We start from the raw sequence: 23,536 nt of genomic DNA on the forward strand, positions 1-23,536 counted from the left end.
TCTCATATAGGAAGCGGATTAGCGAAACTGACTGTTCTCGGCTGTTCACTGTGGGTTTCTTGTTCGCTCTTGGGGAGTACGAGATCCACGAGCGGCGAAAATTTACCGAGCGGCAATCAAGAGCCGGTGGGTACGGCCCCCTGGAGCCGCCGCGCCCCCGCACTGGGCACCGCCGGGAAGATCCGCGGCGCCCGGTGCCCGGCCGCGCCGAACGCCTCGGTCACCGCCTTGCTCACCGCGTCCGCGTCCGCCTCCGCCACCAGCACGATGGCCGAGCCGCCGAAGCCGCCGCCGGTCATCCGCGCCCCGAGCGCCCCCGCCGCGTTGGCCGTCTCCACGACCAGGTCGAGCTCCGCGCAGGAGATCTCGAAGTCATCGCGGCAGGAGGCGTGCCCGGCGGTCAGCACCGGCCCGATGGACCGGGTGTCCCCCGCGTCGAGCCGCTGGATGACCTCCTCCACCCGCCGGTCCTCGGTCACCACATGGCGCACCCGCCGCCGGGTGGCCACGTCGCAGCCCAGCCGCTCCAGCTCGGCGAGCGTCGCGTCCAGCCCCTCGAAGGGCACATCCCGCAGCGCCCGCACCCCGAGCGCCCGCGCGGCCGCCTCGCACGCGGCGCGCCGGCTCGCGTACGCGCCGTCGCCCAGCTCGTGCTTGACCCGGGTGTCCACGACCAGCAGCCGCAGCCCCTCGGCCGCCAGGTCGAACGGCACCTGGCGCTGGGTGAGATCACGGGCGTCGAGGAAGAGGGCGTGCCCCTCGGTGCAGCACGCCGACGCCATCTGGTCCATGATCCCGCAGGGCACGCCCACGAACGCGTTCTCCGCGCGCTGGCACAGCTGGGCGATGCGCGGCGGGGTGAGCCCCAGCCCGTACAGATCGTCGAGCGCGGTGGCCGTGACCACCTCCAGCGCGGCGGACGAGGACAGCCCGGCGCCGGTGGGCACGGTGGACTCGAAGTGCAGATCCGCACCACCGGCCCCGCCCGTCAGCAGCCCCGCCTCGCGCAGCGCCCAGACCACTCCGGCCGGATAGGCCGCCCAGCCGCCGCGGTCACCGCCGCTGGCGCCGCCCGCGACCGGCGAAAGCTCCTCGACCCGCAGCTCGACGGCCCCGCCCGGCACATCGCCCGAGTGCAGCCGCAGCACCCCGTCGGTGCGCGGCGAGGCGGCGGCCAGGCAGGTGTGGGGCAGGGCGAGCGGCATCACGAAGCCGTCGTTGTAGTCGGTGTGCTCGCCGATCAGATTGACCCGGCCCGGCGCCGCCCAGACGCCGCCGGGCTCGGTGCCATAGACCTCGCGGAACTCCGCCGTGACCCGCCCGGGGCCGTGCTCGTCCGTCACTGACTCTCCCTCCGCTGCGCGAACGCCCATGCGTCCGCGACGATTCCGGCCAGGTCGGCGCGGGTCGGGCGCCAGCCCAGGCGCTCCTTGGCACGCTCGGCGGAGGCCACCAGGACCGCCGGGTCGCCGCCGCGGCGCGGGGCGGCGATCTCCGGGATGGGGTGGCCGGTGACCTGGCGCACCGTCTCGATCACCTCGCGGACGGAGAAGCCGTTCCCATTGCCGAGGTTGCAGATCAGATGCTCGCCGGAGGCCGCCGCGCCGAGGGCGAGCAGATGGGCGTCGGCGAGGTCGGCGACGTGGATGTAGTCGCGGACGCAGGTGCCGTCGGGGGTGGCGTAGTCGTCGCCGAAGACGGAGATGGCCTCCCGGCGGCCCTGGGCGACCTGGAGCACCAGGGGGATGAGGTGGGACTCGGGGTCATGGCGCTCGCCGTACGCCCCGTAGGCGCCCGCGACGTTGAAGTACCGCAGGGAGACCGCGGCCAGGCCGTGGGCGGCGCACTCACCGCTGATCATGTGGTCGACGGCGAGCTTGCTGGCCCCGTAGGGGTTGGTGGGCGCGGTCGGGAGGTCCTCGGTGATCGGGACCTGGTCGGGCTCGCCGTAGGTGGCGGCGGTGGAGGAGAAGACGAGGGTGCGCACCCCGGCGTCGCGCATCGCGGCGAGCAGCTCGGTGGTGCCGCCCACATTGTTGACCCAGTACTTCTCGGGGTTGACGACGGACTCGCCCACCTGGGAGAACGCCGCGAAGTGCAGCACGCCGTCGTAGGTGGGGTCGAGCCACTTGGCGGCGTCCTGGATGCGGCCCTCGATGAACTCCGCGCCCTCGGGGACCCCGGCGCGGTGGCCGGTGGAGAGGTCGTCCAGCACCGTCACCCGGTGCCCGGCTTCGAGCAGATGCGCCGCGACCACGCTGCCGACATAGCCGGCACCGCCGGTGACCAGGTACTTCTTCTGCTGCGCAGTGTTCACTTGCTCGCTACCTCTCGCAGTCGCTCGGCCGCGGCCTCCGGCGGCACATCGTTGATGAACACATTCATGCCGGATTCGGAACCCGCGAGAAACTTCAGCTTGCCGGAAGTGCGGCGGATGGTGAAAAGCTCGAGGTGAAGTGCGAATTCACCGCGGTCGGTCATGCGGTACGGCGCCTGGTGCCAGGCGGAGATGTAGGGCGTGGGCGGCTCACCCTCGCCGAAAATCCGGTCGAAGCGCTTCAAGAGTTCCAGATACATCTGTGGAAACTCTGTGCGCGCCGCCTCGTCCAGCGCCGGCAGGTCCGGGACCCGCCGCTTCGGGTAGAGGTGCACCTCGTAGGGCCAGTGGGCGGCGTACGGCACGAACGCGACCCAGTGCTCGCCGTCGAGCACCACCCGGCGCCCGTCGGCCAGCTCATCGGCGACCACATCATCGAACAGATTCCGACCGGTGGCCACACGGTGCTCACCGAGCGAACGGAGCATCAGCCGTGTACGAGGCGTCACAAAGGGATACCCGTAGATCTGGCCGTGCGGATGGCCGAGGGTGACGCCGATCTCCTTGCCGCGGTTCTCGAAGCAGAAGACCTGCTCGACGGCGGGGTGTTGGGCCAGCTCGGCGGTGCGGTCGGTCCAGGCGTCGAGCACCAGAGCGGCCTGTTCGGCGTCGAGGTCGGCGAAGGAGGCGTCATGGTCGGAGGTGAAGCACACGACCTCGCATCGGCCCGAGTCACCGGCCAGCGACGGGAAGCGGTTCTCGAAGACCACGACGTCGTAGTCGGAGGCGGGGATCTCGCTGTGCCGCCCCTCGCGGGAGGGGCACAGCGGACATTCGTCGGCCGGCGGGTGATAGGTGCGGGCCTGCCGGTGGGAGGCGATCGCCACCCGGTCGCCGAGCAGCCGGTCGTGCCGGATCTCCGAGTGGGTCGCGATGGGGTCGAGCGGCCGCTGGTCGACGGCGTCGCGCACCGCGTCGTCGCGTGCGTCGTAATAGATCAGCTCGCGTCCGTCCGCGAGCCGCGTCGCCGTCTTCTTCACTCCGCCAGCTCCTGTCAGGTGCACCCAACACAACTCAACATAATGAACCACAAGCCAACAGTGCCGTCAATGCGCGGTGTAGGTGCGCGGACAAACCACAAGAATTCGGATACGTTCACCGAACGTTTCTGGTGCATTCCGTTCAGGCGATGAGGCGAGACCATGCACTATCTGGCCGAAGGGCTACGGCTCCCCACCAACGTGCTCGACTACACGATCCTGATCCTCTATTTCGTCGTCGTCCTCGGCGTGGGATTCGCCGCCAGAGCGAGCGTCAAGACCAGCCTCGACTTCTTTCTCTCCGGCCGGTCGCTGCCCGCGTGGGTCACCGGTCTGGCCTTCGTCGCCGCGAATCTGGGCGCCCTGGAGATCCTGGGGATGGCCGCCAACGGCGCGCAGTACGGGGTGTACACGGTGCACTGGTACTGGGTCGGGGCGATTCCGGCCATGGTCTTCCTCGGCCTGGTGATGATGCCGTTCTACTACGGTTCCAAGGTACGGTCCGTCCCCGAGTTCCTGCTGCACCGCTATGGACCGTCCTCGCATCTGCTCAGCTCGATCATCTTCTCGGTCGCGTCCGTGCTGATCGCGGGGGTGAACCTCTACGCGATGGCGATCGTGGTGGAGGCGCTGCTGGGCTGGCCGCAGTGGGTGGCCATCGTGGTCGCGGGGCTCTTCGTGCTCGCGTACATCACCCTCGGCGGACTCTCCTCGGCGATCTACAACGAGGTGCTTCAGTTCTTCGTGATCCTGGCCGCCCTGATCCCGCTCACCGTCGTCGGCCTCCGGCGGATCGGCGGCTTCGGCGGGCTCAAGGACTCGCTCACGGACTCCCACGGCCCCAATTTCGTCTCCGCCTGGGGCGGTACCGGCATCGGCTCGTCCAACCCGCTGGGGGCGAACTGGCTGACCATCGTGCTGGGCCTCGGCTTCTGTCTGAGCTTCGGCTACTGGACGACCAACTTCGCCGAGGTGCAGCGCGCCCTGTCGGCCAGGAACCTCTCGGCCGCCCAGCGCACTCCGCTGATCGCCGCGTTCCCCAAGATGTTCATCCCGCTGATCGTGGTGGTCCCCGGGCTGATCGCCCTGGTCATGGAGCCGGACATCGGCGCGAAGACGAGCGGTCTCCAGTACAACGACGCGATTCCGCTGCTGATGAGCGAGTTGCTGCCGAACGGGGTGCTGGGGCTCGCGGTGACCGGGCTGCTGGCCGCCTTCATGGCGGGCATGGCGGCCAATGTGTCGTCGTTCAACACGGTCTTCACCAACGACATCTGGCGGGCGTACGTCAGGAAGGGCCGGCCGGACGGGTACTACCTGCTGACCGGGCGGGTGGTGACGGCGATCGGGGTGCTGGCCGGCATGGGGACGGCGTTCATCGCCTCCTCGTTCAGCAACATCATGAACTACCTCCAGACCCTGTTCTCGTTCTTCAACGTGCCGCTGTTCTGCGTCTTCATCATCGGGATGTTCTGGAAGCGGGCCACCGCCCCGGCCGGGTTCTGGGGGCTGCTGTGCGGCACGGTGGCCGCGATGATCAACTACTTCTGGCTCTACCGGGAGGACGTCATCTCCATCCCCAGCGACCAGGGCGCCAACTTCGTCTCGGCCATCGTGGCGTTCGTGGTCGGCGGGGTGGTGATGGTCGCGGTGACCCCGTTCACCAAGCCCAAGCCGGTGGAGTCGCTGGCCGGTCTGGTCTACGGCACCACCGCGCCCGGGGTGGCCGAGCCGCCGGCGCCGGGCGACGAGGCGTGGTACCGCCGTCCGGCGGTGCTGGGCTGGGGCGCGCTGATCCTCGCGGCCCTGTGCTACATCCCGTTCTCGCTGTGACCCTTCCGGGATTAAGGAGCGTGCGCCATGAGTGAGGAGTACGAATACCGGCACGAGGTCGAGGACCTGGAGCAGAAGTCGGCGACCGCGGCCCGGCTGTTCGATGTGCGGCGGATCATCGGCGGGCTGTTCGTGATCTACGGGATCATCGTCCTCATCGCCGGGTTCACCGCGTCGGACGCGGATGTGAAGAAGGCGTCGGGCATCAACATCAACCTCTGGACGGGGTCGTGCATGCTCGCGGTCGGCCTGCTCTTCCTGCTCTGGATGAAGCTCAGGCCGCTGTCCGCGCCCGGCGCCGGGCCCAAGCCGGAGCCCACTCGGCCCGGGGGCGGGCCTGGGGCCGGGTCCGAGGGCGGGCCTGGGGCCGGGTCCGAGGGCGGGCCTGGGGCCGGGCCGCGGGCCGGAGAGCCTGGTGGTCGAGAGCCCGGTGGCCGAGAGCCCGGGTCCGGAGCGGGCTGAGCGACGCGGGCAACCGGCCACCGCGCCCGGCAGGGCTCGGCAGGGCACCGTAGGGGCCCGGGCACGGCAGGGGCCCAGGCACGGCAGGGGCCCAGGCACGGCAGGGCACCGCACGGCCCGTCACCGCACGGCGCGGCCTGAGGCCTACGTCCCGTACGGCCCGAGGCCTACGGCGCCGACGCAGGCGGCTGCGGCGCGGGCGGCTGCTGGGGCGGGGTCGGCGTGGTCCGGCGCGTCGCCGCCCGGTCCAGCAGCCCCGTACGCGCCGCCAGGGCCGCCGCCTCCAGCCGCGAGCCCACCCCGAGCTTCATCAGCACCCGCTGCACATGGGTGCGGGCCGTGCTGGGGGCGATCCCCATGCCCGCCGCGATCAGCCGGGTGTCCTCGCCCTCGGCGACCCGCACCAGCACCTCCACCTCGCGCGGGGTCAGCATCCGCAGCAGCCGGGCGCCCTCGTCGTCGGGCTGGGCCGCGGGGTTGAGCAGCTCCGCGAACGCCCCCTGGAGCAGCTGGGGCGCCACGGCCGCCTCGCCCGCGCGCGCCTTCATCATGGCGCGTTCGACGCCCTCGATCCGCTCGTCGTGGCGCACATAGCCGGACGCCCCGGCGGCGAAGGCGGCGGCGATGCCGCGCGGGCTCGGCACCGGGCCGAGCACCACGACCGCGACCTGCGGCCGCTCCTTCTTGATCCGCACCACCGGGTCGAACACCCCCGGCTCGGCGGGTGCCGCCGTGCCCAGCAGGCACACCTCAGGTGCCCGGCTCACCACCAGGTCCGCCGCGCCCGCGCTCGGCGCCGCCGCGGCGAGCACCCGATGCCCGCGCAGCTTCAGCGCCGAGGCGAGCGCCTCCGCGAGCAGACGGTGATCGTCGACCACCATGAGTCGCACGCCCATGAGCTCCCCCCATTCGCTCAGGGGGGAAGCTACACGCTTGTTCGACGTTGCGCGCCCCTTACCGGGCAGAAGCCCCCCGGAATGCCGAAATCCCGGCCATTCGTGCCTACTTGAGGTCCGGTTGACGTCCCAATTCGATCGATGCGGCCGGTTCCCGGGGGCGTGCACCCCGGCGCTCCGCCGGCGCACACAGCGGCGGCCCCGCCCGTACGGTTCGTACGGGCGGGGCCGCCGTGGGGTCGGTCGGGCGGACGCCGGAACGTCAGCTCGCGCCGGAAACCTCAGCTCGCGCCGAAGATGATCGCCAGCGGGTCGTCCCGGTCGTAGGTGCCCGAGGGCTTGTCGGCGTAGACGTCGCTCATGTAGAGGTGCTCCCCGGAATAGATGATCTCCGAGTAGCTGGGGCTGAACTTCTGCTCCATCTCATGGCTGGCGACGGGGTTCTGCAACAGCTTGGTCTTGGCGTACGACTTGGGGTCGATCCGCCAGACCGCTCCGCCGGTCTCCCAGGTGCTCTCCTGGTAGGCGAGGACGGAGCCGTCCTTGTCCAGCCCGAGCGGGGTGAGGGCGGCGCCCTTGACCCCGTCGGTCTTCCCGATCGGCTTACCGGTCTTCAGGTCGAAGGCCACGACCTCGTTGGCCGTCGCCGCGCTGGAGTCGGTGCGGTCCTCGGAGCCGAGGAAGAGGGCGTTCGCCGACTTGGAGACGGCGAGCTTCCGGCAGCCCTCGACGTTGGTCGAGTCGCACTTGGCGTCGTACTTGCCGTTCTCGGTGCCGATCTTGCCGAGCACCTTGCCGGTCTTGGCGCTGTCGTCGATGGACAGGAAGTCCGAGACCGCCGAGCCGGTGGAGTCACCGGCGTCCAGGCCGATCACCAGCGGATCGGTGGAGGCGACATGGACGTAGTCGATGCCCTGCGAGACCTTGTAGGCCGACTTCACCGCGCCCGTCTTCGGGTTCAGCGTCTGGACCTGGATCTGCGGGTTGTCGTAGTCGCCGCAGCGGCGCACCGCGACCAGCTTGTCCTCACCGCCCGCGTAGCCGTCGTCCGAGCACTGCTCGCCCGCCTTGGGCTTCCACAGGGACTGGCCGGAGGTGGACCAGGCGGCGCCGCCGCTGGTGCCGCCCGCGGCCACGGTGCCGCCGCCGATGGTGACCTCGTCGAAGCGGACCTTCTCGTCACCCTCCTTGACGTTCCGGTGCCACAGCATCTTGCCGTTCTTGAGGTCCAGCAGCCCGACCTCGGTGCAGCTGGGGTACTTGTCCTCGGCCGACGGCTTGGCCTCCTGGTAGAGGACCGTGGTCAGCCCGTCCTTGGTGAGGTGGTCCGAGGACCAGCAGACCGCGCCGTCCAGCGGGATCGTCCACTTGGCGGCGCCGCCGCTCAGCGGATAGCCGACGATCTTGTAGACACCGGCCTTCACGAAGGTGTCGTCGGTGGTCCACATGCCCTCGACGGTGACCTGGTCGGAGACCTTGGGCATCGGGACCTTGTTGAGCAGCTTGGCGTCCACCGTCTTGGCGGGCTTGTCCCCGCCACCGGTGGTGCCGCTGGAGGCGCCCTGGCTGGACTGCTTGTCCTTGCCCTTGGCCTCGCTGCCGCCGCCGTCGTCCTTGGTGGCGAACCAGATGCCGCCGCCGATGATCAGCGCCACCGCGACCACGGCGCTGACGATGATCGCCATACGCTGCTTGGACTGGCCGGAGCCACCGGGGCCGCCCGGACCGGGGCCGCCGGGGTACTGGGCCTGCGGCGGCTGGCCGTACTGCGGCTGACCGAATTGCGGCTGTCCGTAAGGCTGCTGGCCGTACTGCGGCTGGCCGTAAGGCTGTTGGCCGGATCCGTACGGCGACGGGCCGCCCTGGGTCGGCTGGCCGTGCACCGGCTGATCCGGGTAGCCGTAGCCGCCGGCGCCCTGCGGGGGCGTCTGCGGCGGCGCCGGCGGTGCCGACGGCGGCGGAGGCGGCGGCGTGGGCGGCTGCTGTGGGTAGCCGTAACCAGGTTCCTGCGGCGCGCCGAAACCGCCCTGCGGCGGCTGGTTCGGCGGCGGAGGCGGCTGTGACATGCGAATTCCTTCAGATGCGGGACCCGTCGTCCGACCGGCCTCCCCCGCGATCCCGGTGGGTCGAAGACCCCCGGGAAGGAGCGAATCGGACAGGGCACCCCGCCATTGAGCGGAAGGCAGGCGGGAGTTCTTTGTATCACCCGTAAGGGGCGCAATAGGGACCAGTGTCCAGGTCATCGATCAGCTGAGACCGGCCTGTGACGCGACCGTTGCCAGGGCGCGCGCCATCGCCGCACAACCTCTTCACACGATGCTTTCAGGCCACTCACATCATGCGCCGTCGACTCACGCGTCGTCGGCCAGCTCCAGCCAGCGGGTCTCCAGCTCGTCCCGCTCCCCCGTCAGCTCGCGCAGCTTCGTATCGAGCTCGGCGACCTTGGCGAAGTCCGTGGCATGCTCGGCGATCTGCGCGTGCAGCCCGGACTCCTGCTCGCTGATCCGGTCCAGCCGCCGCTCGATGCGCTGAAGCTCCTTCTTGGCGGCGCGCTGATCGGCCGCCGACCGCTGCCGGGCGGCCTGTTCGCCGGTCTTCTGCTTGGCGGGCGAGGCGGCGGCCGGGGTGGCCGCGGCCAGGGCGCGCTGCCGCCGCTCCAGGTACTCGTCCACGCCGCGCGGCAGCATCCGCAGGGTGGCGTCGCCCAGCAGGGCGAGCACCCGGTCGGTGGTGCGCTCGATGAAGTAGCGGTCGTGGCTGATGACCACGAGCGAGCCGGGCCAGCCGTCGAGCAGGTCCTCCAGCTGGGTCAGGGTCTCGATGTCCAGGTCGTTGGTGGGCTCGTCCAGGAAGAGCACATTGGGCTCGTCCATCAGCAGCCGCAGGATCTGGAGCCGGCGCCGCTCACCGCCGGAGAGATCGCCGACCGGGGTCCACTGCTTCTCCTTGGTGAAGCCGAACTTCTCGCACAGCTGGGAGGCGGTCATCTCCCGGCCCTTGCCGAGGTCGACGCGCTGCCGGATCTGCTCGACGGCCTCCAGGACCCGCAGGTTCCGGTCGAGTTCGGCGACCTCCTGGGACAGATACGCGAGCTTCACGGTCTTGCCGACCACGATCCGGCCCCCGGCGGGCTGCTGTTCGCCCTCGCTGCGGGCGGCCTCGGTAAGGGCGCGCAGCAGCGAGGTCTTGCCCGCGCCGTTCACCCCCACCAGACCGATCCGGTCACCGGGCCCCAGCTGCCAGGTCAGATGCTTGAGCAGCACCTTGGGCCCGGCGGTGACGGTCACGTCCTCCAGGTCGAAGACGGTCTTGCCGAGCCGGGAGTTGGCGAACTTCATCAGCTCGGCGCTGTCGCGGGGCGGCGGAACGTCGGCGATCAGCGCGTTGGCCGCCTCGATGCGGAAGCGGGGCTTGCTGGTGCGGGCGGGGGCGCCGCGGCGCAGCCAGGCGAGCTCCTTGCGCATCATGTTCTGCCGCTTGGCCTCCTCGCTGGCGGCGATGCGCTCGCGCTCGGCGCGGGCGAAGACGTAGTCGCTGTAGCCGCCCTCGTACTCGTGGACGGCGCCGCGCTGGACGTCCCACATCCGGGTGCAGACCTGGTCGAGGAACCAGCGGTCGTGGGTGACCACCACCAGGCCCGAGCGGCGCGCGCGCAGATGCCCGGCCAGCCAGGAGATGCCCTCGACGTCGAGGTGGTTGGTGGGCTCGTCGAGGACGATCAGGTCCTGCTCGGCGATCAGCAGCTGGGCGAGCGCGATACGGCGGCGCTCACCGCCGGACAGCGGGCCGATGACCGTGTCGAGGCCCTGCGGGAAGCCGGGCAGGTCCAGCCCGCCGAACAGCCCGGTGAGCACGTCCCGGATCTTGGCGTCACCGGCCCACTCGTGGTCGGCGAGGTCGCCGATCACCTCATGGCGGATGGTGGCCGCGGGGTCGAGCGAGTCGTGCTGGGTGAGCACGCCGAGCCGCAGATCACCGGCGTGGGTGACGCGGCCGTCGTCGGCGGGCTCCAGCTTGGCGAGGATCCGGATGAGCGTGGTCTTGCCGTCGCCGTTGCGGCCGACGACACCGATGCGGTCGCCCTCGTTCACTCCGAGGGAGACGCCGTCCAGCAGGGCACGGGTGCCGTACACCTTGCCGACGGATTCAACGTTGACCAGGTTGGTCGCCATCACACTCCATTACGCGGATCGATCGGCATCCCAGGGTAGTCGCCACGCGGGGCGCCTCGCTCAGGCGCTCAGTCAGGCGTCGGCCGGCCGCTAAGCGCTCCGCGGGAAGTGCCACGAGATGCCGTCGTGCGTCTGCGGCCGCATCGTGGCTGGTCGCCCACGCGGCGGAGCCGCATATCGACACAGCCGCGGCGGAGCCGCACATCGACACAGCCCCGCGCCCCTTCGGGGCGCTGCCCGAACCGTAGTGGACTTCCTCCGATCTGCTTAGCTCAGGCGCTCACTCAGGCGTCGGCCGAGCGCTCAGGCAGGCGCCGGTCGGCCGCTCGGGCAGGCGCCGGCCGGCCGCTCGGGCATCGAGTCGACCGGGGCTCACACGTCGACCGGCCGCTCAGGCGTCGCCGACCAGGCGCGCTCCGGGGACCGGGCCGGAGGTGACCCGGACCGTACGGCAGGTGCCCGAGGCGGCCAGCGCCGTCGCCACCCCCTGCGCGGCCTCGGTGTCCTTGGCCAGGAAGGCGCAGGTCGGACCGGAGCCGGAGACGAGGGAGGCGAGCGCGCCCGCGTCCGCGCCGGCGCGCAGGGTGTCGGCGAGCGCGGGGCGCAGCGAGAGCGCGGCGGGCTGGAGATCGTTGGAGACGGCGGCGGCCAGCGCGGTGGCGTCGCCGGTGCGCAGCGCGTCCAGCAGCGCGTGGGAGGGCTCGGGGTCGGGGACGTCGGCGGCGCTCGCGCCGGTGCCGGACTCCTCGCGGAGGCGGTCGCATTCGCGGTAGACGGCGGGGGTGGACAGCCCGCCGTCGGCCACGGCGAACACCCAGTGGAAGGTGCCGCCGGTCTCGAGCGGCGTCAGCAGCTCGCCCCGGCCACGGCCGAGTGCCACGCCGCCGACGAGGCTGAAGGGGATGTCGCTGCCCAACTCGGCGCAGATCTCGAGGAGTTCGGCCCGGGTCGCCCGGGTGCCCCACAGCGCGTCGCACGCCAGCAGCGCCCCGGCGGCGTCCGCGCTGCCGCCCGCCATGCCGCCCGCGACGGGGATGTCCTTGGCGATGTGGAGGTGCACGCCGGGTTCGATGCCGTACCGCTCGGCGAGCGCGAGCGCGGCGCGGGCCGCGAGGTTGCTTCGGTCCAGCGGCACCTGACCGGCGTCCGCGCCCTCGACGGTGATCCGGAGGGCGTCGGCGGGGGTCGCGGTGACCTCGTCGTGGAGCCCGACGGCGAGGAAGACGTTGGCCAGGTCGTGGAACCCGTCGGGACGCAGTCCGCCGACCGCGAGCTGGACGTTGACCTTGGCGGGCACACGGGCGGTCACGGGACGGCTCACGGGGCTCCTCGGTGGGGTTCGGGTGTTCCGGTGCGGCCATTGTCCCGCCTGCGGGGTTGAGCCCGCGACGGCCTTGCCCCCCACCCCGCCCCTCCCCATAACCGGGCCTCCGCCCCGGCCCCCGTCATGGGGGCTCCGCCCCCAAACCCCCGCCGGGGCTCCGCCCCTGGACCCCGCTCCTCAATCGCCGGAGGGGCTGGGGGATGGGCCACCTCCGCCCCAGCCCACGTCCAGCCCCCATTCAGAGGGCTTTGTCCCGGGGGTCACGCCCGGGGTCGCACCCCGCGCCCCGGCGAGGCGCCGGACCCCAGGTTCGCAGCCCCGGCCCCTGACCCCGGCCGGTACCCGACCGAAGCGAGGCCCGCGGCGAAGCCCCAGCGGGGCCCGAGGGGCGGAGCCCCGGCAGGGGCCCGGGGGTAGAGGCCCAAACGGGGGTCCGGGGCGGAGCCCCGGTTACGGGAAGGGGCGGGGTGGGGAAAACCCCCGTCCCTGGCCCCAGCCGGTATACGGCCGAAGCGGGGCCTGGAGCGGAGCCCCCGGACCTCGGTACGCGGCGGAGCCGGGCATCGGATGCTGCGGGGCGGGGAGCAAGCCTGGTCGCGGGGGCGGCCCGCGGTCAGGTCGCCGGGCCGTGCTCGGCGATCGCGGCGAAGTCCTCCACCGTCAGCGACTCGCCGCGCGCCTGCGGCGAAACCCCGGCGGCCTTCAGGGCCGCCTCCGCGGCCCCCGCCGAACCCGCCCAACTCGCGAGCGCCGCCCTGAGCGTCTTGCGGCGCTGGGCGAACGCCGCGTCCACCACCGCGAAGACCGCCTCCCGGGTGGCGGTGGTGCGCGGGGGCTCGTCCCGGCGGATCAGCGAGACCAGGCCGGAGTCGACGTTGGGGGCGGGCCAGAAGACGTTGCGGCCGATCGCGCCCGCCCGCTTGACGTGGGCGTACCAGGCCGCCTTCACGGAGGGGACTCCGTACACCTTGGAGCCGGGCGGGGCGGCGAGCCGGTCGGCGACCTCGGACTGGACCATGACCAGGGTCCGCTCGATGGTCGGGAAGCGCCCGAGCATGTGGAGCAGCACGGGCACGGCGACGTTGTACGGCAGGTTGGCGACCAGCGCGGTCGGGGCGGGGCCCGGCAGCTCGGTCACCCGCAGGGCGTCGCTGTGCACCAGCGCGAACCGGTCGGCGCGGTGCGGCAGCCGGGCCTCGACGGTCGCGGGGAGGGCCGCGGCGAGGACGTCGTCGATCTCGACGGCGGTGACCCGGTCTGCGGCCTCCAGCAGCGCGAGGGTCAGCGAACCGAGCCCGGGGCCGACCTCGACGACCACGTCGTCCGGGCGCACCCCTGCGGTCCGGACGATCCGGCGGACCGTATTGGCGTCGATGACGAAGTTCTGGCCGCGCTGCTTGGTCGGACGTACGCCGAGCCGCGCCGCGAGTTCGCGGATGTCGGCGGGGCCGAGCAGAACGTCGGAGTCGGTGGAGCTCACCCGGAGAGTTTACGGCCGCGCCGTGGGCCCCGGGCTCGGCGTACGCGACGGGGCGCTCCGACAGGGCGCTCGACAGGGCGCACCCACGCTCGGCGGGGCTCGGAGCTTTCGGCCGGGGCTTCCGGCCGGGACAGCCAGCCGGGGCTTCCGGCCGGGGCTTCCGGCCGGGGCTTCCGGCCGGGCCCCGTCACCGGTGGAGCTTGGAGCCGCAGCTGGGCCAGGGACTGGCGCCGCGCTGCTGGTAGAGCTTCTTCGCCCGGTAGGTCTGCTCGGACGGTGGCGCGTCCTGGGGGCGGCCGTGGCCGCCGAGGGAGTGCCAGGTGCCCTGGTCGAGCTGGTAGAGGCCGCCGTAGCGGCCGGAGCCGTCGACCGCGTCGGGCCGGCCGCCCGATTCGCAGCGGGCCATCGCCCGCCAGTTGAGCCCGTCCGCCGGGCCGCCGACGGCGGTGGGCACGGTCATGGTGCCGACCCGGACGATCCGGGCCACGGGCGCCTTGACGATCTCGCTGCCGATCTTCCGCGGCCGCTGCCGTACGCCGTTGACACTGCGCACCCGGTAGGTGATGCGCAGGGTGCCCGGCTCACCGGGCCGGGCCACCAGCTCGGTGCCCTTGGGGAGGGTGGGGTCGGCGCGGCGGACGGTGGTGAAGGGCACCGGATGGTCCCGGACCTCCTTGCCGCCGGTGATCCGCATCACCGTCACCGTCTGGCCGTCGCGCGGAAAGCTGTCCCGCGGCACGGAGGTGGTGTCCTGGCCGCGCAGGGTGAGCCCGGCGGCGGCGAGCGCCTCGCCGACGGTGGCGGCGTTCGTACGGACGACGTGGGGGCGCCCGTCGGCGAGGAAGGTGACGGTGCGCTCGGTGCGGACGTGCAGGAGCAGCCCGCGGCTGGTGATGGCCGCGGAGCGGGAGGCGGACAGATACGCGCCCTCGGCACGTACGCCCAGTTGGCGCAGTGCGCCGTCAACCGTGCGGGCGGTGGTCCACACCCGGCGGCGCTCCCCGTCGAGGGTGAGGGTGACGGGTCGGCCGTAGCGGACGGCGATCTCGTCGCCGTCGCCGAGCCGCTCCCCGGGCGCGGGGGCGACGATGTCGTGCGCGCCGACGCGGACGTCCTGGTCCGCCAGCAGCTCGCCCACGTCGTCGGCGTAGGTGTGCAACGTGCGCGCGTCGCCGTCGACGCTGAGCCGTACGGCCTTGTCCTGGGCGACAAAGGCGGAGGTGCCGCCGGCCAGGGCGGCGACCACCATCGCCTGCGGCAGCAGTCGGCGCATCGGATCGGTCCGGCCGGTGGCACCGCGCCGGGCGGCTCGGCGGGCGGCGGCACGGCCGCCCGGGACGCGGTGGCTGGCCCTACGGCTCACGACAACACTCCGGTAACACTCCACAAGTCCACTGGTCAGGGCGTTGGGTCCGGGACTGTAGCGGAGTGGGGGTGACTCTCCAAAGGAAGATCATCACGCAGTGTGATCACCGGCCTCGGCTCGCCACCGCCCCTCAGCGGCCGATCAATGGCCGATCAATAGCCGAAGACACGCGCCGTATTGGCCGCCACGGCGGTCGCCAGGGTGTCCTCGGGGACGCCCTTGACCTCGGCCATGGCCCGCAGGGTGAGCGGGATCAGATACGGGGCGTTGGGCCGTCCGCGGTAGGGGACGGGGGTCAGGAACGGCGCGTCGGTCTCGACGAGGACGAGGTCGAGCGGGGCGACGGCGAGGGCGTCGCGCAGCGGCTGGGCGTTCTTGAAGGTGATGTTGCCCGCGAACGACATGTAGTAGCCGCGCTCGGCGCAGATCTTCGCCATGGCCGCGTCACCGGAGTAGCAGTGGAAGACGACGGTGTCGGGCGCGCCCTCCTCGGTGAGCACCCGCAGCACGTCGTCGTGGGCCTCCCGGTCGTGGATGACCAGCGCCTTGCTGTGCTCCTTGGCGATGGCGATGTGGCGGCGGAACGAGCGCTCCTGGGCGGCCATGCCCTCCGGGCCGGTGCGGAAGTAGTCCAGACCGGTCTCGCCCACGCCCCGCACCTGGGGCAGCGCGGCGAGGGCCGCTATCCGGTCGAGCGCCGCGTCCAGGGCGGCGTCGCCGCCGGGCTCCCTGGCGCCCTGCCGGGACCAGCCGTCCGGGTCGCCCAGGACGATGCGCGGCGCCTCGTTGGGGTGCAGGGCCACGGTGGCCCATACGCTCTCGTGCGCCGCCGCGGTCTCGGCCGCCCACCGCGACCCGGCGAGATCACAGCCCACCTGGACGACGGTCGTCACGCCGACCGAGGCGGCCTTGGCCAGTGCCTCCTCGACGGTGCCCGACTGCATGTCCAGGTGGGTGTGGGAATCGGCGACCGGGACCCGCAGGGGCTCCGGCGGCGGCGGGGGCGCGTCCTTTTCCTTTTGCGCGCCACTCGCCTTGCCACTGCCGCCAGGGGTCGATGCTGTTTTCGCCATGGGCGCGATTCTATGAATCCCGGTGAATGTGAGGTGAATCGCGTCCAGCCGCTCAGTTGACCCGCGCCCGGCTCAGGTGAACCGGCTCCGGAACCGGACCATACGAACCCACTCGAACCGGCTCATGTGAAACAGCTCATATGAACCGGATCGTACTCAGTCGCGGTGGTGCTGAAAGGGATGCAGCAGATTCGGAAGGTGCCAATGGTGCCCACGGCGCCTTGCGGGGCCCTCGTTTTCCGGTCCGTGGTCCGGCGCGGCGTCCGTCTCGGTGTCCGGCGCGCCGGTGTCGTCCTTCCGGCCCCGGGTGGTGTGCGGCCTCCCGCGCCGCGCACTCTCCAGGACGGAGGAGACCTGACCCGAGCGCATGATCCGCACCAGATGCGCACCGCAGTTGACGCAGTCGGGGCTCGTCAGCGGGGACGGGACTCGCCGACCGCCGGTGAAGTACACGACGAAGGCGCGGCCCTCGCCGTCCACGTGGTGTTCGATGTCGTACGACCGCTCCCAGCCGTGCCCGCACTTCATGCAGGCGAAGGCGTACGCCTCGTGGGCCACCTCGCCGGACTGTTCGGAGGGGGTGTGGGCGGCTATCGGATGAGCACCGCTCGAGGTTCCCGCTATATCGCTCATGGCAGCTCCTCTTGTCACACAGGACAAGTCTTCCGGGATGGGATCGCCCCAGGTCTTCCACAACCAGTGGACGCCTTTCCCGGCGCCATCGCACGGCCTCTTCCCTCTCTTTGAGCGAGATTTGGCAACGGCGATGGAGAAACTGGCGTGCAACTGCCCGGCTACTAACCTGAGCTTTGCATTTCGCTACGGGGCTTTACCTCCGCGTGGCGCGCTTCCCGTCGCGTTCTTCGCCGCCACGACCGCGTCGAACACCTGCCGCTTGGGCACCCCGGCCTCCTGCGCCACCGCCGCGATGGCCTCCTTACGGCGCTCACCGGCCTCCTCGCGCACCGCGACCCGGCGGGCCAGCTCGGCGGGGCCCGCCTCGTCGGGGCCGGGCGCGGGGGCGCCCTCGACCACGATGGTGATCTCGCCGCGTACGCCCTCCGCCGCCCAGGCGGCCAGCTCGGCCAGCGGGCCGCGCCGCACCTCCTCGTAGGTCTTGGTCAGCTCCCGGCACACCGCGGCGCGGCGGTCCGGGCCGAACACCTCGGCCATGGCCGCGAGCGTGTCGTCCAGCCGGTGCGGGGCCTCGAACCAGACCAGGGTGCGGCGCTCGTCGGCAACCTCGCGCAGCCGCGTCAGCCGCTCCCCCGACTTGCGCGGCGGGAACCCCTCGAAGCAGAAGCGGTCCACCGGCAGCCCGGACACGGCCAGGGCGGTGAGCACCGCGGACGGGCCGGGCACGGCGGTGACGGTGATCCCGCGCTCCACGGCGGCGGCCACCAGCCGGTAGCCGGGGTCGGAGACCGACGGCATGCCCGCGTCGGTGACCAGCAGCACCCGGGCGCCGTCGGCCAGCGACTCGACCAGCTCGGGCGTGCGGGCCGACTCGTTGCCCTCGAAGTAGGACACCACCCGGCCGGCCGGACGCACGTCCAGGGCCTGGGTGAGGCGGCGCAGCCGCCGGGTGTCCTCGGCGGCGATCACATCGGCGGCCATGAGCTCGGCGGCCAGCCTCGGGGGCGCGTCCGCCGTGTCGCCGATGGGGGTCCCTGCCAGTACGAGCGTTCCCATCACACCCCTATCCAAAAAACAGGGAACAAATAACCCACAGCCCGGCCACGGGGCCGAGGGAGACCGGCCACGACCGGCCACGGGGTCGACCGAGACCGCCCACGACCGGCCGCAGGGCCGACGGAGACCGGCCACGGGCTCGGCTCCGACGCGGCCGCGGGCTCGGCCCCCAGGCCGCCGCCCTGGGCACGAATCCCCGTTCGCCGCCTTTCCCCGCCACACTCACAGACCGCTTCCCTACGATGGCCCGGTGAGCAGTGACACCGCGACCCACGCCCAGCCGGGCAAAGCCACCGGCCAGCAGCCGCCGGCCTGGCAGCGCCGGCTGCGCCGTTTCGGATACGCGGGCCAGACCAGGCCCGGCGTACGGGAGCGGCTGGTCCCGCCGTACGCGGAGCCGGGCACCCGGCTCTGGGAGATCCTCGGCGCGACCCCCTCGGCGGCGGCCAGAATCGCCCGCTGGAGCGGCTGGGGCGGTCCGCTGCTCGTCGCGCTGTGCGCCGGGCTGACCCGCTTCTGGCATCTGGGCAGCCCGGACAACGTCATATTCGACGAGACGTACTACGCCAAGGACGCCTGGTCGATCTGGGAGTACGGCTACGAGGGCACCTGGCCGAAATCCGCCAACGACCGGATCCTCGACGCCCCGCAGCACATCCCGCTCAGCGACGCGGCCTCGTATGTGGTGCACCCGCCGGTGGGCAAGTGGGTCATCGGGCTCGGCGAGCAGTTCTTCGGGCTGCACCCGTTCGGCTGGCGGTTCATGGTCGCGGTGCTCGGCACCCTCTCGGTGCTGATGCTGTGCCGGATCGGGCGGCGGCTGTTCCGGTCGACGTTCCTCGGCTGTCTCGCGGGCGCGCTGATGGCCGTGGACGGGCTGCACTTCGTGATGAGCCGCACGGCGCTGCTCGACCTGGTCGTGATGTTCTTCGTGCTGGCCGCCTTCGGCTGTCTGCTCGTGGACCGGGACCTGGCGCGCGCCAGGCTGGCGGCGGCGCTGCCAACCAATGAGGACGGCGCGGCGCGGCCGGACCCGGCCGTCGCCGGGGGCCTGAAGCTGGGCGCGCGGCCGTGGCGGATCGCGGCCGGGGTGCTGCTGGGCCTGGCCATCGGCACCAAGTGGAACGGGCTGTACGTACTGGCGGCCTTCGGCCTGATGACCGTCCTGTGGGACGTGGGCAGCCGCCGCACCGCGGGCGCCCTCCGCCCCTACCGTGCGGTGCTGCGGCGCGATCTGGGCTGGGCGTTCGTCTCGCTGGTGCCTGTGGCGATCCTCACGTACATCGCCTCCTGGTCGGGCTGGTTCACCGCGAGCGGCAGCTACGAGCAGGGGCGCGGCTGGCGGCACAGCGGCTACTTCCGCCACTGGGCCGAGTCCGCCAAGTCCGACGGCGGCGGCGGCCACGGCACCGGCGGCGCCTTCGACTGGCTGCTCAACCCGCTGCGCAGCCTGTGGCACTACGAGTCCGAGGTCTACAAGTTCCACGTCAACCTCGACTCGCCGCATGTCTACCAGTCCAATCCATGGAGCTGGCTGGTCCAGTCCCGCCCGGTCTCGTACTTCTACGAGTCCCCGCGGGCCGGCCAGGAGGGCTGCCCCAAGGACGCCGCCGAGAAGTGCGCCCGCGAGGTGCTGGCCATCGGCACCCCGCTGCTGTGGTGGACGGCCTGTTTCGCGCTGCTGTACCTGCTCTTCCGCTGGGCGCTGCGGCGCGACTGGCGGGCGGGCGCGATCCTGTGCGGGATCGCCGCGGGCTATCTGCCGTGGTTCCTCTACCAGGACCGGACGATCTTCTCCTTCTACGCCGTCGTCTTCGTGCCCTTCCTGTGCCTCGGGGTGGCGATGATGATCGGCGCGCTGCTGGGGCCACCGGGCGCGAGCGAGACCCGCCGGGTGGTCGGCGCGGTCGGCTCGGGCGCGCTCGTCCTGCTGATCATCTGGAACTTCATCTACTTCTTCCCGCTGTACACGGGCCAGACGATGCCCATGGACGCCTGGCGCGCCCGGATGTGGCTCGACACCTGGATCTGACCCTGGCTCGGCCCGGCTCGGCCCCGGGCCCACCGCATGGATCCGGCCACGGCCCCCGCGCCCCCCTACGGTGAGGGCGCGGGGGCTTCACGTGGTGCCGGTAGAGTGCCGGGCACCGCGACCCCCATCGACTGATGGGGGGAACCGAGAACACAGTGTGGGGGTTCTGAAATGCGGAGTGGCGCGAGAGCCGCGATCGTCGGTGCGGTGTTCGCCGCCATGGTCGGTGTGGCCGGTTGCGGCAGCGGCCAGGACGATTCATCCGGCCCGAAGGACGGTGCGAGCGCCGGCTCGGGTGACGACAAGCCGTCCCTGAAGAAGGTGAAGACCGGCCCGCCCAGCGCGGCCGAGGTCAAGACCACCGCCCACGCGTTCCTGGCGGCCTGGTCGGCGGGCGAGACGGCGAAGGCCGCCGCCCTTACGGACGACAGCGGCGCGGCCACCACGGCGCTGAGCGGCTACCGCACAAAGGCCAAGGTGGCCAAGGTGACGCTGGACGCGGGGCAGGCGAGCGGCGCCAAGGTGCCGTTCTCCGTCAACGCCCAGCTCTCCTCCGGCGGTGAGAGCGTCCCCTGGACGTATGAATCCTCGCTGACCGTGACCCGCGACACCAAGACCGGCAAGCCGGTCGTCGCCTGGAAGCCCACCGTGGTGCACCCCGACCTCGCCGAGGGCGACACGCTCAAGACCGGCGCGTCCGAGGCGCCGCCGATCAAGGCGGTGGACCGCGACGGCAAGGAGCTGACCGCCTCCGACCACCCGACCCTCAAGACCGTCCTGGCCGCGCTGCGCGAGCGGTACGGCAAGAAGGCGGGCGGCGAGGCGGGCGTGGAGACCTGGATCCAGCGCGCCAAGGGCTCCAAGACCCCCGACAAGACCCTCAAGGTGCTCTCCAAGGGCACCCCGGGCACGCTCCGCACCACGATCGACGCATCGCTCCAGCGCACCGCCGAGCAGCAGGTGAGCAAGCGCACCAAGGCGTCGGTGGTCGCGGTCAAGCCCAGCACCGGTGAGATCCTCGCGCTGGCCAACTCCCCCGCGAGCGGCTTCAACACCGCCTTCCAGGGTTCGTACGCACCCGGCTCGACGATGAAGATCATCACCTCGACGACGCTGATGGACAAGGGTCTGGCGGCGTACGGCAAGCCGCATCCGTGCCCGAAGTACTTCAAGTACGGCGGCTGGAAGTTCCAGAACGACAAGAAGTTCGAGATCAAGAACGGCACCTTCGAGCAGAGCTTCGCCCGCTCCTGCAACACGGCCTTCATCAGCCAGGCGGGGAAGCTGAAGGACGACGATCTGAGCAAGGAGGCCCGGGACGTCTTCGGCATCGGGCTCAACTGGCAGACCGGCGTGCCCACCTTCGACGGCGCGGTGCCGGTGCAGTCCGCGGCCTCCAAGGCCGCCTCGCTGATCGGCCAGGGCGGCGTGCGGATGAACCCGCTCAACATGGCGTCGGTCGCGGCCACCGCCACCACCGGCACCTTCCACCAGCCGTACCTGGTCTCGCCGTCGCTGGACGACCGGACGCTGGCCAAGGCGAGCCGGACGATGAAGTCCAGCACCCACGACCAGCTGAAGAAGCTCATGAAGCTCACGGCCACCTCGGGCACCGCCGCCGAGGCGATGGCCGGGATGAGCGGTGACTTCGGCGCCAAGACCGGCTCCGCCGAGGTGGACAACCAGGAGAAGCCGAACGGCTGGTTCAGCGCGTACCGCGACGACGTCGCGGCCGCCGGTGTGGTCCCCGAGGGCGGCCACGGCGGCGACACGGCGGGCCCGATCGTGGCCGCGCTGCTGCGCGCGGGCTGAGCCTTTGCGGATACGCCCGGGAGCCGGGCGGGCGCGTCGAGCGCCCGTCCGGCTCCTTCGTGTTCGGCCGGTTGACCGGTCAGGGGCCCGGACGCCGCCGGACGGCGGGGCCCGGACGGCAACCGTCAGCGGGACCCGGACGCCACCGGCGGGAAATGTCGTGGCGGCGGGCGCGGGGGCGTCGATAGCGTCGTTCCATGGTCGACTCCACCCCTGACACCGCCGCCCACCCCCGCTTCGCCGCCGCCCTGCGCGAGCTCGGCCTGGACGTCGAGGTGCGCCGGTTCCCCGACGCCACCCGTACCGCCGCCGAGGCCGCCGCGGCGATCGGCTGTGAGCTGAGCCAGATCGTCAAGTCGCTGGTCTTCGAGGCGGACGGACAGCCGGTGGTGGTGCTGATGGACGGGGCGTCCCGGGTCGATGTCGAGCTCGTACGGCGTGAACTGGGCGCCGCGAGCGTCCGCCGGGCGGACGCGGCGCTGGTGCGGGAGACCACCGGCTACGCCATCGGCGGGGTGCCGCCCTTCGGCCACCGCACCCGTACCCGCGTCCTCGCCGACCGCCGGCTGCTGGACCACGAGACCGTATGGGCCGCGGCGGGCAATCCGCACACCGTCTTCCCGCTCGACCCCAAGTCCCTGATCGCGCATGCCGAAGGCACCGTGGTGGATGTGCGCGAGCGGTCCGCGTGACCCCGCTGGTCGCGGCCGCGGTACTCATAGCGGCCGTCACCCACGCCAGTTGGAACGCGATCGCGCACGGGATCAGGGACCAGCTGCTCGCCTTCACCCTCGTGGGCGGGGGCGGGGCGCTGTGCGGGCTGGCGCTGCTGCCGTTCACCCCGCTGCCCGCGGCGGACGCCTGGCCGTATCTGCTGGCCTCCGCGGCCATCCACGTGGTCTATCAGCTGCTGCTCATGCGCTCGTTCCACCTGGGCGACTTCGGCCAGATGTACCCCATCGCGCGCGGCACCGCCCCGCTGGTGGTGACCGTGGCCGCGGCGGTCTTCGTCGGCGAGCGGCCGGACCGCTGGCAGGCGGCGGGCATCGCGGTGGCCTCGGCGGGGCTGGTGGGCGTGGCGCTGTGGGGCGTCAGGGGGGCGCGGCACGCCGAACGCGAGGGGAACGGCGGGGGCGCGCCGCAGTGGCTCGCCCTTACGGCTGCCATCGCCACCGGTCTGTCCATCGCCGCGTACACCGTCGTGGACGGCCTGGGGGTGCGCGCCTCCGGCAGCCCGCCCGCCTACATCGCCTGGCTGATGATCCTTGAGGGCTTCGCCATCCCGGTCTGCGCCCTGGCGATCCGGCGCGGTGCGCTCCTTCGGCAGCTACGGCCGGTCGCGGCGCGCGGACTGCTCGGCGGGCTGCTGTCGGTCGCCGCCTACGGCCTGGTGCTGTGGGCCCAGACCCGGGCCGAACTCGCCCCGATCGCGGCCCTGCGCGAATCGTCGATCATCGTGGGCGCTGCGATCGGGGCGCTGTTCTTCAAGGAGCGGTTCGGCGGCCCGAGGATCGCGGCGGCGGGGCTGATGGTGGCGGGCATCGGACTGATGCTGCACGCGGGTTGACCGCGTTCATTGGTCCTGCGCGGGCGGACCTGGGTACGAGAGAATCGGGGAGACCTTCGTCACAAGGGGGACTTGGTGCGGATCGACGTAGCGGTGACCGGTGGGGAGGCGGAGCTCCGTTCGCTCCACGACTGGCTGAGACGGGATCCGGGCACGCGCCATGGCGCCCAGGTGGAGCTGGTCCGGGCCGAGCCGTCGCCGGGCCACATGGGCGTGCTCACCGATGTGCTACAGCTCATCACCGACAACGCCTGGAGCGCGGCCTCCTTCGCGCTGGCGCTGTCCACCTGGCGGCAGACGCGGCCGCACGGCCGACGGATCACCGTGCGCCGTGGTGACCTTACGGTCGACATCGACGGCGGCGACGAGGAGCTGCGGCGGCTGATCGACGCGCTGGAGCGCCCGGCCGCCCCCGAACCGGAACGGGAACCGGAACCGCACCGTCAGGGCGGCGGGGAAGGGCGATAGGG

The 23,536-nt window shown here is 72.0% G+C and carries 18 protein-coding genes and 1 pseudogene; 7 read left to right on the plus strand and 12 right to left on the minus strand.

The annotated features are described in order from the left end of the window. Positions 1-116 precede the first annotated feature (116 nt). The 3 genes from galK to galT are packed head-to-tail and all read right to left on the minus strand — an operon-like array spanning position 117 to position 3,357. Positions 117-1,343, minus strand: a complete 1,227-nt coding sequence (galK, locus tag ACT2CW_RS23475; protein ID WP_445518159.1) for a galactokinase — start codon at positions 1,341-1,343, stop codon at positions 117-119. Further along, a complete protein-coding gene (galE, locus tag ACT2CW_RS23480; protein WP_445518160.1) occupies positions 1,340-2,317 on the minus strand; it encodes a UDP-glucose 4-epimerase GalE in 978 nt (325 codons plus the stop codon). The genes galK and galE overlap by 4 nt, the downstream gene beginning before the upstream one ends. Continuing rightward, positions 2,314-3,357 carry a galactose-1-phosphate uridylyltransferase gene (gene galT / locus ACT2CW_RS23485; RefSeq protein WP_164436692.1) on the minus strand — a complete coding sequence of 348 codons (1,044 nt, stop codon included), beginning with the start codon at positions 3,355-3,357 and terminating at the stop codon, positions 2,314-2,316. Before galT ends, galE begins: the two co-directional genes overlap by 4 nt. Positions 3,358-3,519: 162 nt before the next feature. Between galT and ACT2CW_RS23490 the strand changes: the two genes are divergently transcribed. Together ACT2CW_RS23490 and ACT2CW_RS23495 are read left to right on the plus strand one after the other, a co-directional pair. Further along, positions 3,520-5,190: a sodium:solute symporter family protein gene (locus tag ACT2CW_RS23490; RefSeq protein ID WP_182471666.1), complete on the plus strand. Its 1,671-nt coding sequence runs from the start codon at positions 3,520-3,522 to the stop codon at positions 5,188-5,190. A 27-nt stretch (positions 5,191-5,217) separates the two neighbouring features. Next, a pseudogene (locus ACT2CW_RS23495) lies at positions 5,218-5,532 on the plus strand (hypothetical protein); the annotation flags it as partial. Positions 5,533-5,819: 287 nt separating this feature from the next. Here the strand turns inward: ACT2CW_RS23495 and ACT2CW_RS23500 are convergent. The 9 genes from ACT2CW_RS23500 to rsmI form a co-directional block, all read right to left on the minus strand. Beyond that, the gene (locus tag ACT2CW_RS23500; RefSeq protein WP_445518161.1) at positions 5,820-6,548 is read right to left on the minus strand and encodes a helix-turn-helix transcriptional regulator; all 729 of its coding nucleotides are present in this window, start codon (positions 6,546-6,548) and stop codon (positions 5,820-5,822) included. Positions 6,549-6,829: 281 nt separating this feature from the next. Beyond that, complete coding sequence (locus ACT2CW_RS23505; protein WP_445518162.1) at positions 6,830-8,614, minus strand: hypothetical protein; 1,785 nt, start codon at positions 8,612-8,614, stop codon at positions 6,830-6,832. Positions 8,615-8,899: 285 nt separating this feature from the next. Continuing rightward, positions 8,900-10,720, minus strand: coding sequence for an ABC-F family ATP-binding cassette domain-containing protein (locus ACT2CW_RS23510; protein ID WP_445518163.1), 1,821 nt, complete (start codon positions 10,718-10,720; stop codon positions 8,900-8,902). 391 nt (positions 10,721-11,111) lie between these two features. Further along, entirely contained in the window at positions 11,112-12,041 is a 930-nt protein-coding gene (locus ACT2CW_RS23515) for a 4-(cytidine 5'-diphospho)-2-C-methyl-D-erythritol kinase (RefSeq protein WP_182471671.1), read from the minus strand. 616 nt (positions 12,042-12,657) lie between these two features. Next, positions 12,658-13,524 (minus strand): 16S rRNA (adenine(1518)-N(6)/adenine(1519)-N(6))-dimethyltransferase RsmA, encoded by an 867-nt coding sequence (gene rsmA, locus ACT2CW_RS23520; RefSeq protein WP_445518164.1) that lies wholly within the window; start codon positions 13,522-13,524, stop codon positions 12,658-12,660. A gap of 187 nt (positions 13,525-13,711) precedes the next feature. Then, entirely contained in the window at positions 13,712-14,911 is a 1,200-nt protein-coding gene (locus ACT2CW_RS23525) for a ubiquitin-like domain-containing protein (RefSeq protein WP_414085147.1), read from the minus strand. A 131-nt stretch (positions 14,912-15,042) separates the two neighbouring features. Beyond that, positions 15,043-15,963 (minus strand): TatD family hydrolase, encoded by a 921-nt coding sequence (locus ACT2CW_RS23530; RefSeq protein ID WP_445518165.1) that lies wholly within the window; start codon positions 15,961-15,963, stop codon positions 15,043-15,045. A 156-nt stretch (positions 15,964-16,119) separates the two neighbouring features. Then, positions 16,120-16,596: a hypothetical protein gene (locus tag ACT2CW_RS23535; protein WP_445518166.1), complete on the minus strand. Its 477-nt coding sequence runs from the start codon at positions 16,594-16,596 to the stop codon at positions 16,120-16,122. Between the two features lie 186 nt (positions 16,597-16,782). Then, the gene (rsmI, locus tag ACT2CW_RS23540) at positions 16,783-17,658 is read right to left on the minus strand and encodes a 16S rRNA (cytidine(1402)-2'-O)-methyltransferase (RefSeq protein WP_445518167.1); all 876 of its coding nucleotides are present in this window, start codon (positions 17,656-17,658) and stop codon (positions 16,783-16,785) included. A 247-nt stretch (positions 17,659-17,905) separates the two neighbouring features. Here rsmI and ACT2CW_RS23545 point away from each other — a divergent pair, with 247 nt between their 5' ends. From ACT2CW_RS23545 to ACT2CW_RS23565, 5 genes are all read left to right on the plus strand, one after another. After that, on the plus strand, positions 17,906-19,687 hold the full coding sequence (locus ACT2CW_RS23545) for a dolichyl-phosphate-mannose--protein mannosyltransferase (RefSeq protein WP_182471675.1): 1,782 nt from the start codon (positions 17,906-17,908) through the stop codon (positions 19,685-19,687). 171 nt (positions 19,688-19,858) lie between these two features. Continuing rightward, positions 19,859-21,499 carry a penicillin-binding transpeptidase domain-containing protein gene (locus ACT2CW_RS23550; protein ID WP_445518168.1) on the plus strand — a complete coding sequence of 547 codons (1,641 nt, stop codon included), beginning with the start codon at positions 19,859-19,861 and terminating at the stop codon, positions 21,497-21,499. A 197-nt stretch (positions 21,500-21,696) separates the two neighbouring features. Next, positions 21,697-22,191 (plus strand): YbaK/EbsC family protein, encoded by a 495-nt coding sequence (locus ACT2CW_RS23555; RefSeq protein ID WP_445518169.1) that lies wholly within the window; start codon positions 21,697-21,699, stop codon positions 22,189-22,191. Beyond that, positions 22,188-23,066 carry an EamA family transporter gene (locus ACT2CW_RS23560; protein ID WP_182471678.1) on the plus strand — a complete coding sequence of 293 codons (879 nt, stop codon included), beginning with the start codon at positions 22,188-22,190 and terminating at the stop codon, positions 23,064-23,066. The genes ACT2CW_RS23555 and ACT2CW_RS23560 overlap by 4 nt, the downstream gene beginning before the upstream one ends. Before the next feature lie 75 nt (positions 23,067-23,141). Next, positions 23,142-23,534 carry an effector-associated constant component EACC1 gene (locus tag ACT2CW_RS23565; protein ID WP_445518170.1) on the plus strand — a complete coding sequence of 131 codons (393 nt, stop codon included), beginning with the start codon at positions 23,142-23,144 and terminating at the stop codon, positions 23,532-23,534. Positions 23,535-23,536 lie beyond the last annotated feature (2 nt).

Source organism: Streptomyces sp. NEAU-174 (assembly GCF_052665095.1).

Excerpts from the sequence above, each read along its gene's own strand:
- ACT2CW_RS23490 (WP_182471666.1), top strand. The coding sequence starts at position 3,520 with ATGCACTATCTGGCCGAAGGGCTACGGCTCCCCACCAACGTGCTCGAC.
- ACT2CW_RS23550 (WP_445518168.1), top strand. The coding sequence starts at position 19,859 with ATGCGGAGTGGCGCGAGAGCCGCGATCGTCGGTGCGGTGTTCGCCGCC.
- ACT2CW_RS23500 (WP_445518161.1), bottom strand. The coding sequence starts at position 6,548 with ATGGGCGTGCGACTCATGGTGGTCGACGATCACCGTCTGCTCGCGGAG.
- ACT2CW_RS23530 (WP_445518165.1), bottom strand. The coding sequence starts at position 15,963 with ATGGCGAAAACAGCATCGACCCCTGGCGGCAGTGGCAAGGCGAGTGGC.
- ACT2CW_RS23535 (WP_445518166.1), bottom strand. The coding sequence starts at position 16,596 with ATGAGCGATATAGCGGGAACCTCGAGCGGTGCTCATCCGATAGCCGCC.
- ACT2CW_RS23510 (WP_445518163.1), bottom strand. The coding sequence starts at position 10,720 with ATGGCGACCAACCTGGTCAACGTTGAATCCGTCGGCAAGGTGTACGGC.
- ACT2CW_RS23505 (WP_445518162.1), bottom strand. The coding sequence starts at position 8,614 with ATGTCACAGCCGCCTCCGCCGCCGAACCAGCCGCCGCAGGGCGGTTTC.
- ACT2CW_RS23555 (WP_445518169.1), top strand. The coding sequence starts at position 21,697 with ATGGTCGACTCCACCCCTGACACCGCCGCCCACCCCCGCTTCGCCGCC.